2 protein-coding genes are annotated in these 1,752 nt (G+C 60.3%); both read left to right on the top strand.

Annotated elements, in window-relative coordinates; all coding sequences use genetic code 11:
* Positions 1–776 (top strand): acetyl-CoA C-acyltransferase (locus tag AC1DRJ_RS26505; protein WP_477804757.1); only part of this gene is annotated, 776 nt, incomplete at its 5' end.
* A gap of 27 nt (positions 777–803) precedes the next feature.
* Positions 804–1,752, top strand: a 949-nt coding sequence (locus tag AC1DRJ_RS26510) for an enoyl-CoA hydratase-related protein (protein ID WP_477804758.1), incomplete at its 3' end; no start/stop codon positions are given.

Raw genomic sequence — 1,752 nt, forward strand, 5'->3', positions numbered from 1 at the left:
ATTTCACCCCGCAGGGCGTGGGCGCTGACCTGATCGCCACCCTCGAAGGTTTCAGCCGCCAGGACGTCGATGCTTACGCGCTGTACTCGCAACAAAAAGCGGCGCGGGCACGGGCGAACGGTTCGTTCAACAAATCGCTGGTGCCAGTGCAGGATCAGAACGGCATCRTSCTGCTKGAYCAYGATGAGTTCATTCGSGCCGACTCGACCCTCGAAGGCTTGGGCAAGCTCAAGCCGAGYTTCGAGATGATGGGGCARATGGGCTTCGACGCCACGGCGYTRCGCGTCTACAGCCATGTSGARCGGATCRAYCAYGTTCACACSCCSGGCAACAGCTCKGGAATCGTCGAYGGCGCSGCGCTGATGCTGATCGGCTCCGAAGCCAAGGGGCGGGCACTGGGCTTGCAACCTCGGGCGCGGATCGTCGCCACGGCGGTTACCAGTACCGACCCGACCATCATGCTCACCGGCCCCGCGCCGGCCACCCGTAAAGCACTGGCCAAGGCCGGCCTGCGGGTTGAAGACATCGACCTGTTTGAAGTCAATGAAGCGTTTGCCTCGGTGGTGCTCAAATTCATCAAGGACATGGTCATCGACCCGGACAAGGTCAACGTCAACGGCGGTTCCATCGCCATGGGCCATCCGCTGGGCGCCACGGGATGCGCGATTCTCGGCACGCTGCTCGATGAACTGGAAGCCCGACGCCTGCGCTATGGCCTCGCGACCCTGTGTGTCGGCGGCGGCATGGGCATTGCCACCATCATCGAACGCCTCTGAGCCCCCGACTTTCAAGGAAACATGTTCATGACTGAAGCCATTCGTTACGAAAAGGGTCAGGACCAGATCGTCGTCCTGACCATCGACATGCCGGGCCAGAGCGCCAACACCATGAACGCGGTTTACCGCGAAGCCATGGCCGCCTGCGTCGCCCGTCTGGTTGCTGAAAAAGACAGCATTGCCGGGGTCATCATCACTTCGGCGAAGAAGACGTTCTTTGCTGGCGGCGACCTCAATGAGCTGATCAAGGTCGGCAAACCCGAAGCCAAAGCGTTCTACGAAATGGTGTTGACGCTCAAAGGTCAATTACGCACCCTGGAAACCCTCGGCAAACCGGTGGTGGCTGCGATCAACGGTGCAGCGTTGGGTGGCGGCTGGGAAATCTGTCTGGCGTGCCATTACCGCGTGGCGCTGGACAATCCGGCGGTGCAACTCGGCCTGCCGGAAGTCAACTTGGGCCTGTTGCCGGGTGGCGGCGGGGTGGTACGCATGGTGCGGATGCTGGGGATTGAGAAGTCCTTGCCCTATCTGCTTGAAGGCAAAAAAGTCCGACCGCAACAGGCGTTGCAGGCCGGCTTGATAGACGAGTTGGCGAAAAATCCTGATGAGCTGCTGAGCAAGGCCCGGGCCTGGATTTTAGCCAATCCAGCGGCGGTTCAGCGCTGGGACGTGAAGGGCTATCAGATCCCGGGCGGCACACCTTCCAGCCCGAAAGTCGCGCAAATGCTCGCCATCGCGCCGTCGATCCTGCGCAGTAAAACTCAAGGTTGCATGCCCGCGCCGGAGAAAATCCTCTGTGCAGTGGTTGAAGGTGCTCAGGTGGATTTCGACACCGCGCATCTGATCGAAGCCCGTTACTTCACCGAATTGACCACCGGCCAAATCTCGAAAAACCTGATCGGTACGTTCTGGTTCCAGCTCAACGAAATCAATGCTGGCGGCTCCCGGCCTGACGGTTTCAAGCCTTACGTGACAC

Source organism: Pseudomonas sp. P5_B2 (assembly GCF_056400445.1).